This window comes from Streptococcus sp. A23 (assembly GCF_043674155.1).
GTDB classification, from domain to species: domain Bacteria; phylum Bacillota; class Bacilli; order Lactobacillales; family Streptococcaceae; genus Streptococcus; species Streptococcus suis_V.
Window position 1 is genome coordinate 24,728 of sequence record NZ_JBIMJP010000019.1, and the last position, 8,149, is coordinate 32,876.

Consider the following 8,149-nt stretch of genomic DNA (forward strand, 5'->3'; position numbering starts at 1 on the left):
TAAACAGTTAAGCAAAGCGACTGGTTTCTTTTCTAGCTTATCGACATATACAAAAAAACGACTTCCGTGCGAAAAACGGGAGTCGTTTTGCTGTTATTACAGTTTTTCATTGACATAGCGGACGAAGTAATTCCACCAAGAGACGGGCCAAATATCAGCCTTGACTTCTTTTTCGATGACCATTTCAAGGCTTGGTTGTTCTTGAATGTAACCCTTGCCGATCAAGTCGGAGTCATGGAGCCACAGTCTTCCGGCTGCTGTTCCTTTTTTAAGTGGTGCCTCAAGAGGGCCTTCGACTGATTTAAAAGAAGCGGTTGGCAATTCGACAGCCGAGCGTTTGATTGGAATTCTAAAGTCTCTTTGGGCAACAACTGGACTAGTGTCGACGCGCCCATTGAAAATCTCAATAGAGCTGTCATCAAAGGCTTGCCCCTGCCCTAGATAGGTAATAGATTGGAAATGCTGGGCAACATAGTTGAGCAAATTGGTCGTTGCGATATAGCGGTAATCGGGATCAATATCGCTGTGGTCGGCGTTGAGGATAACCGTCAGGACACGCATATTTTGCTGGTCAACAGTTGTCACCAGGGAGGCGCCAGCAGTAGCAGAGTATCCCGTTTTCAAACCATCTACACCTGCACGCTGATAGGGTTTACCTTCCAACATCCCATGCCCACCATAATAGGTATGCCCATCCATGGTTAAGCTTTGTTGGCTGGTGATGTCCAGTACCTGAGGATGATCCAAGACCAGACGACGGGCAATAAGGGCGATTGCCGCAGCAGAAAATTTATTTTCATCCTCTTTACCAGTGCCGGGATAGCGTTCATCCCCGAGGTAGGAATTATTCAAGCCAGTCGCATTGACAATCGTGGCATCACCAATACCCCAGGATTGGACTTTTTCTCTCATCAAATCCACAAAGGCTTTCTCACTACCTGCCACCTTCTCAGCCAGGGCCATTGTTGCGCTATTGGCAGAAACAATCAATGATGCCCGGAGCAGCTGTTCGACCGTGTATTCCCTACTTTCTAAAAGAACGTTACTGATTTCTGTATTGAGAGTCAGCTTATAGGGAAAATCAGATATGGCTACAGGGCTGTCCATTGTCAATTTTCCTTCTTCAATAGCTTCATAGACCAAGTAGGCCGTCAACAACTGACTGATAGAAGCAACGCTGGCTGGGCTATGGGCATTTTTTTCGTATAAAATTTTTCCTGTTTCGACTTCAATAGCGATGGCATGCTCAGCTGCCGCCTGGTAAACCTGCTCCTCGGCCAGACTGGTTTGGCCTCCTAGAATAATGGAAAGTAGAAAAACTATCAAGAATGAACTGTATTTTTTCATATAAAATTCCTTTTTAATCGATTATTTCCTATTATATCATATTGTAAAGGGGCTAGACACATGAAAAAAGGCTAGAAATTATTAGAAAATATAGAAAATTTGGTTTTTTACAAAATTTTCTGACAAAAACGCTTTCTTTAATAAAATTTTATGATATAATACTATTCATAGACATAAATCTATGTCCCAAAAAAAAGAAAACAGAGGTGTTTTATGAAAAAGACAACAAAACTCTTTGCCTTAGCAGGTATCACACTCTTATCTGCATCTGTTTTAGCAGCTTGTGGTGCTAAGTCGTCATCAAGTTCATCAGAACAAAACTTGTCATTCCCAGCAGATGTTTCTCAAGATGGAACAGCTGTTTCTGGTGCTCAATTAAATTATGCTTGGGTATCTCCTACAACTTCTTCAGGTCTTTTGATTGACGAGTTGACCGAAAATACAACTGATTCAACATTTGGTGGAATGGTTGATATTTCACTGTTTGGTTACGATGGAGATCGTAAATTAGATGACTCAGGTCTTGCTAAAGCTGAATTTGATGTAGAAGGTAAGAAAATCACAGTTAGCTTGACTGGTAAGGACTACAAGTGGTCAGATGGTGAGCCATTCACAATCAACGACTACATCTTTACTATCAAGTCAATGGCAAGCAAAGACTATACAGGTGTTCGTTTTGATGATAAATTCTTGAACATTGAAGGTATGCAAGAATTTGTTGACGGTAAAGCATCAGACATCTCAGGTATCAAGAAAATCGATGATTATACAGTTGAACTGACTGTAAAAGAAATGTCACCATCTATGATGTATGCCGGTGGTGATGTCCCAGCCTATATCCAACCAGAACACATCTATAAAGACATCCCGGTAGCAGATTGGGAAAAGAGCGAGTACTCACGTACTGCTAAACTTGTAGGTATGGGACCTTGGAAAATCAAGGAAATCGTAAACGGTGAGTCTATCACTTACGTACCAAACGAATACTTCTTCAAAGGTACAACGCCAAAAACAAGTTCATTGAAGATTGACATCGTATCACCAGATACAATCGTTTCTGAGATGAAAGCTGGTAACTACGATATCGCAGATATGCCTGTTGACCAGTTGGATTCATATAAAGATGCTTCTAACTTGAACATCGTTGGATCTTTGGATTCAGTTTACGAATATATTTCATTCAACCTTGGTAAATATGACGAAGCTGCTGGCAAGAACGTTATGGATGAGAATGCTAAGATGAATGATGTGAAACTTCGTCAAGCGATTGCCTATGCGATTGATACCAAAACTGCTGGTGAGTCATTGTACAATGGTCTATACCACCCAGCAAACTCAATGATTATTTCATTCTTTGGTGAACTTCATGATTCTGAATTGGCAGGCTATACATACGATCCAGAAAAAGCTAAGAAACTCTTGGATGAAGCTGGCTACAAGGATACAAACGGTGACGGCATTCGTGAAGGTAAAGACGGTAAAGAATTCAAAATCACTTTCGCAGCTCGTAAACGTACAGAAGCGAACGAAGCACTTGTACAACAATACATTGCTTGGTGGAAAGAAGTTGGCTTGAATGTTGAATTGTACACTGGCCGTACTGTTGAAGTAAATACTTTCTACGATGCACTTAAAGCAAACGACCCTGCAATTGATATGTATGCTGGTGGTTGGTCTACTGGTTACGATCCAAACCCAACAGGTACTTGGGGTCCTATCGCTGCCTTCAACATGTCACGTTTCGTATCTGAAGAAAATACGAAATTGTTGGATGCAATTAGTTCTACTGCTTCATTCGATGAGAAAACAAACCTTGAAAACTACAAGGCTTGGCAAAAGTATGCACACGAGCAAGCATTTGCGATTCCAACATTTGAATCTGAGTCTATTACAGCATTGAACAAGCGTGTGAAAAACTATGATTCTAACTATGGTTCAGCTTCAGGTAAAGGTATTGCTCTTGAAAATATCGAATTGACAGCTGATAAAGGTGTAGCGGCAGAATAGTCTTATAAAGAAGATAAAAGAAGATAATAGAATCTGAAAAAGCCAACTTGGTTGGCTTTTTTCAGATTGCTATTGGAATTTTCTGATAATTATGGTATAGTAGAACCAGTATACAAAAAATGATTGATGTCATTTTTAGTTTTTAGTAAACGCTATCAAATTCTATATAGACTTGATGGATTTATTAATAAAGATATAAAAGATCAGTTTTCATAGACTTAAGGATATTTGATTTGAAGGATGAAAGAAGTTGAATGAACTGATGAACAAAGGAGGAAAAAGCGTGGCTAATGAAAAACCGCTTTTAGACATTAAGGATTTGCACGTTGGATTCCGCATCGGTGATGATTATTTTGATGCAGTTGACGGTGTTGATATTACCTTACAAAAAAATGAAATCCTAGCGATTGTTGGGGAATCTGGTTGTGGTAAATCAACTTTAGCAACAACAATTATGGGGCTACATAATCCATTAAATACCAAAATTTCAGGTAGTATCCAGTACAATGATATGGAATTAATTGGGATGGACGAGGCCAAGTACAATACGGTACGTGGAAATGATATTGGTATGATTTTCCAAGATCCCTTGGCATCTTTAAATCCGTTGATGACCATTGGTGCACAGATTGATGAAGCGCTATTCTATCATACAGACTTGGATACCAATGCCCGTACGGAGCGTGTTTTGGAATTATTAGCTCAAGTAGGTATTCCAAATCCTAAGCGTACATTTAAGCAGTATCCACATGAGTTGTCAGGTGGTATGCGTCAGCGTATCATTATCGCCATGGCCCTATCTTGTAAACCTCCGATTATTATTGCCGATGAACCGACAACAGCCTTGGATGTAACTATTCAGGCACAGATTTTGGATTTGTTAAATGATATTCAAGCAGAAACTGGGTCAGGTATAATTTTGATCACTCACGACCTAGGAGTGGTGGCAGAAACAGCAGATCGTGTAGCTGTTATGTACGGTGGTCAGTTTGTAGAAGTTGCTCCTGTTGAGGAACTCTTTACCAATCCAAAACATCCATACACCCGTTCGCTTTTGAAATCAAATCCGCAATCAGAAAATGAAGGCGGTGAGTTACATGTAATTGACGGAATTGTACCGCCAATTACAAAGATGTTGCGTAAAGGTTGTCGATTTGCACCACGTATTCCGTGGATTGAAGCAGCAACACACGAAGAAAATCCGGTTATGCATGAAGTTGGACCTAACCATTTTGTACGTTGTACTTGCCATGAAACATTCTATTTTGAAGGGGAGGCCTAATAGTGGGATTTATTGAAGTAAAAGATTTAAAAGTCCATTATCCAATTCGTAGTGGCTTCTTTAACCGTGTTACTGATCATGTTTATGCTGTGGATGGTGTAAACATTGAAATCGAAGAAGGTAAGACATATGGTCTGGTTGGTGAGTCAGGATCGGGAAAATCAACGATTGGTAAAGCAATTATTGGTTTAGAGCGTGCCACTTCAGGACAAATTATTTATGAAGGACAAAATGTAACCAACAAATCACGTGGAAAAAAAGGCAACTTTAATCGTGATGTTCAGATGATTTTCCAAGATTCACTTTCAAGTTTCAATCCGAAAAAACGTATTTTGGACATCATTGCAGAACCAATTCGTAACTTTGACCGACTTTCACCAGATGAAGAAAAGAAAAAAGTTCTTCAGCTCTTGGATACAATTGGTCTCAATGAAGAAGCTTTAATTAAGTATCCTCATGAATTCTCAGGTGGTCAACGTCAACGGATTGGAGTAGCTCGTGCCTTGGCTAGTAACCCACGTTTGATTATTGCTGATGAGCCAGTTTCTGCCTTGGACTTGTCTGTTCAAGCTCAGGTCTTAAACTATATGAAACGTATCCAAGATGAATTTAAACTTAGCTATCTCTTTATTTCTCATGACCTTGGTGTGGTACAGCACATGTGTGATGAACTCTTCATTATGTACCGTGGTCGTTTTGTAGAAACAGGAAATAAACATGATATTTATAGTATTCCACAGCATATCTACACCAAACGTCTCTTGTCAGCGATTCCATCAATTGATCCGGTGAATCGTTTGAAAAATAAGGAAAAACGTTTGGCTGCAGAAAAGGAGTACCAAGAAAAACAAGGTCAGTACTATGATGAAAACGGTCGTGTATACGATTTAAAAGCTTTTTCAGCAACTCATCAAGTAGCCCTTCCAGAAGGAGGTAAGAACTAAGATGTGGAAAACAGTATTACGACGTTTACTCATGATGATTCCTCAGATTATCATTCTGAGTGTCATTGCATTCTTTGTTGCAAAAATGATGCCTGGTGATCCATTTACCGGTATGATTGACCCTAATATTGACCCTGCTATTATTGAACAAAAACGGATTGCAGCGGGATATTATGATCCAATTCCGGTTCAATATATTCGCTGGGTAGGAAATCTTTTGCAGGGTGATTTTGGACAAAGTTTCCTCTTTAAGCAACCAGTTATCGATGTGATTATGCAGCGTTTGAATAACACAATTTGGTTATCATTGCTTACCATGATTTTGACCTATGCCATTGCCCTTCCTTTAGGTATGATTGCGGGTCGTTATCAAAATTCACTTGCTGATAAAGTCATTGGTGTTTACAATTTCTTGACTTTCTCAACTCCAACTTTTGTATTTGCAATTTTGATGCTCTGGTTATTTGGTTTTAGTTTAGGTTGGTTTCCGACACGTGGTTCTATCGGTGGTGGGGTAGAAGGATTTGCAGCTATATTAAGTCGTCTCCATCATATGATTTTGCCGGCGATTACCATGGCCATCTTATCTACAACTGTAACTATTCAATACCTCCGTACCGGAATTATCGATGCGAAGAGTCAGGACTATGTTCGTACAGCTCGTGCCAAAGGTGTGCCTGAGCGTGTGGTATACAACCGTCATATCTTCCGTAACTCAATTTTACCTATTGCATCATTCTTGGGGTATGAATTGACTGGTTTGATTGGTGGGTCTATCTTTATTGAAAATATCTTTACCTATCCTGGTATCGGTCAATTGTTCTTTAACTCTATCTCAAGCCGTGATTACAGTGTCATTTTGGCCCTCTTGTTAATCTTTGGTATGGGAACTTTGTTGGGAACCTTGATTTCAGATATTATCATGAGTATTGTTGATCCACGTATTCGTGTGAAATAAAAGGAGGAGTAAGGTGAGTAAAGAAAATAAAAAACAAGTACAATCAGCTTCAACTCCTCCAGGTGGTTTTCGTGTTATTGCACGAGAATTTATGAAGGACAAGTTAGCTTTAGCTTCATTGATTATCTTGGTAACAGTTCTCTTGGCTGTTTTCATCGGTGCCTTGGTAATGGATCAAGAGCAAGTTATGAAAGTCAATCTTTTAGGACGTTACTTGGAGCCAGGAGTTGATGGCTATATTTTGGGAACGGATGAAGGTGGGAAAGACATTTTTGGTCAACTGATTATTGGTGCTCGTAACTCCATTATCATCGGTTTCACCATTACCATTATCACTAGTATCGTTGGTATTTCAGTTGGGTTAATCTCAGGTTATTATGGTGGTCGATTGGACGGTTTCTTGATGCGTATTGTCGATTTTATCATGATTTTGCCGGTAACAATGTTGATCATTGTATTTGTAACAGTTATTAAAAACTATACAATCTATCATTTCATTTTTATCATGAGTGCATTTTATTGGACAGCCAAAGCCCGTCTCTTCCGTACAAGAACTTTGTCAGAAGCGAGCTTGGATTATGTCAATGCGTCGAAAACACTTGGAACAAGCGACTTCATGATTATGTTCCGTGAGATTTTGCCAAACTTGAGTTCTTTGATTATTGTCAATTTGACCCTCAACTTTGCAGGAAATATTGGTATCGAAACATCATTGACTTATCTAGGCTTCGGTCTTCCGTCAACAGTTCCAAGTTTGGGTACATTGATTTCAAATGCCCGTAATGCAGACATCTTGGAAAACAAGACTTGGATTTGGTTGCCAGCAGCTATCTTTATCCTTATTATGATGCTTTGTATCAACTATGTCGGTCAAGCCTTCCAACGTGCAGCAGACGCTAAGCAACGTTTAGGTTAATTGTTTATTCTATAGAAGAGTTCTTTCGAGAGCTCTTTTTCTGTTATAATGGAAGTATGGAATATACATTAGAAGAAAAAGAACGCTTCATGCGGGCTGCATTGGAGGAAGCAGAAAAATCACTTGCCAAGCATGAGATACCGATTGGATGTGTAATTGTCAAAGATGGTAATATTATTGGTAGAGGTCACAATGCGCGTGAGGAACTGAACCAGGCAATCATGCATGCGGAAATCATGGCCATCCAAGAAGCTAATCACTTTGAAGGGAACTGGCGTTTGCTAGATACAACCCTTTTTGTAACCATTGAACCCTGTGTTATGTGTAGCGGGGCCATCGGACTAGCCCGAATCCCACAAGTTATCTACGGAGCCCCAAATCAAAAATTTGGTGCAGCAGGTAGCCTATACAATGTATTGCGAGATACACGTCTCAATCATCGAGTTGAAGTCGAGTCGGGAATCTTGGAAGATGACTGCGCAAAAATCATGCAGGACTTCTTCAGACAACGGCGCGCCAAGCAGTCAGGGTTGAAAGAAAAAGCAAGCCAAGGAACAGATTTATAGCCCGGCAGACAGTTAGAATAAGGCAATAGGTAATTTTTTCAAAAAAATTTTTAAAAAGCTATTGACAGTATTAGCTATAGATGATAGAATAATGAAGTTGTCTCGTGAGGGACTGTTGGCGAAGTAGAA

The 8,149-nt window shown here is 39.7% G+C and carries 7 protein-coding genes; 6 read left to right on the forward strand and 1 reads right to left on the reverse strand.

Annotated elements, in window-relative coordinates:
- Window positions 1–96 precede the first annotated feature (96 nt).
- The gene (gene pbp3, locus ACHBIE_RS09575; protein ID WP_125266612.1) at window positions 97–1,347 is read right to left on the reverse strand and encodes a D-alanyl-D-alanine carboxypeptidase PBP3; all 1,251 of its coding nucleotides are present in this window, start codon (window positions 1,345–1,347) and stop codon (window positions 97–99) included.
- A gap of 213 nt (window positions 1,348–1,560) precedes the next feature.
- Here pbp3 and ACHBIE_RS09580 point away from each other — a divergent pair, with 213 nt between their 5' ends.
- The 6 genes from ACHBIE_RS09580 to tadA all read left to right on the forward strand — a co-directional run bounded on the left by ACHBIE_RS09580 (window position 1,561) and on the right by tadA (window position 8,020).
- Window positions 1,561–3,354 carry an oligopeptide ABC transporter substrate-binding protein gene (locus ACHBIE_RS09580; RefSeq protein ID WP_394733207.1) on the forward strand — a complete coding sequence of 598 codons (1,794 nt, stop codon included), beginning with the start codon at window positions 1,561–1,563 and terminating at the stop codon, window positions 3,352–3,354.
- 262 nt (window positions 3,355–3,616) lie between these two features.
- Complete coding sequence (locus tag ACHBIE_RS09585) at window positions 3,617–4,636, forward strand: oligopeptide/dipeptide ABC transporter ATP-binding protein (RefSeq protein WP_172023343.1); 1,020 nt, start codon at window positions 3,617–3,619, stop codon at window positions 4,634–4,636.
- 2 nt (window positions 4,637–4,638) lie between these two features.
- Window positions 4,639–5,580: an ATP-binding cassette domain-containing protein gene (locus tag ACHBIE_RS09590; RefSeq protein ID WP_105110707.1), complete on the forward strand. Its 942-nt coding sequence runs from the start codon at window positions 4,639–4,641 to the stop codon at window positions 5,578–5,580.
- Between the two features lies 1 nt (window position 5,581).
- On the forward strand, window positions 5,582–6,538 hold the full coding sequence (gene opp4B / locus ACHBIE_RS09595) for an oligopeptide ABC transporter permease (protein WP_105160732.1): 957 nt from the start codon (window positions 5,582–5,584) through the stop codon (window positions 6,536–6,538).
- A 13-nt stretch (window positions 6,539–6,551) separates the two neighbouring features.
- Window positions 6,552–7,454 carry an ABC transporter permease gene (locus ACHBIE_RS09600; RefSeq protein WP_394733208.1) on the forward strand — a complete coding sequence of 301 codons (903 nt, stop codon included), beginning with the start codon at window positions 6,552–6,554 and terminating at the stop codon, window positions 7,452–7,454.
- Window positions 7,455–7,510: 56 nt separating this feature from the next.
- A complete protein-coding gene (tadA, locus tag ACHBIE_RS09605) occupies window positions 7,511–8,020 on the forward strand; it encodes a tRNA adenosine(34) deaminase TadA (RefSeq protein WP_394733209.1) in 510 nt (169 codons plus the stop codon).
- Window positions 8,021–8,149 lie beyond the last annotated feature (129 nt).

What these genes read in the sequence shown, in the direction of transcription:
- ACHBIE_RS09580 (WP_394733207.1), top strand. Translation starts at nt 1,561, where the DNA reads ATGAAAAAGACAACAAAACTCTTTGCCTTAGCAGGTATCACACTCTTA.
- pbp3 (WP_125266612.1), bottom strand. Translation starts at nt 1,347, where the DNA reads ATGAAAAAATACAGTTCATTCTTGATAGTTTTTCTACTTTCCATTATT.
- ACHBIE_RS09585 (WP_172023343.1), top strand. Translation starts at nt 3,617, where the DNA reads ATGAACAAAGGAGGAAAAAGCGTGGCTAATGAAAAACCGCTTTTAGAC.
- tadA (WP_394733209.1), top strand. Translation starts at nt 7,511, where the DNA reads ATGGAATATACATTAGAAGAAAAAGAACGCTTCATGCGGGCTGCATTG.
- opp4B (WP_105160732.1), top strand. Translation starts at nt 5,582, where the DNA reads ATGTGGAAAACAGTATTACGACGTTTACTCATGATGATTCCTCAGATT.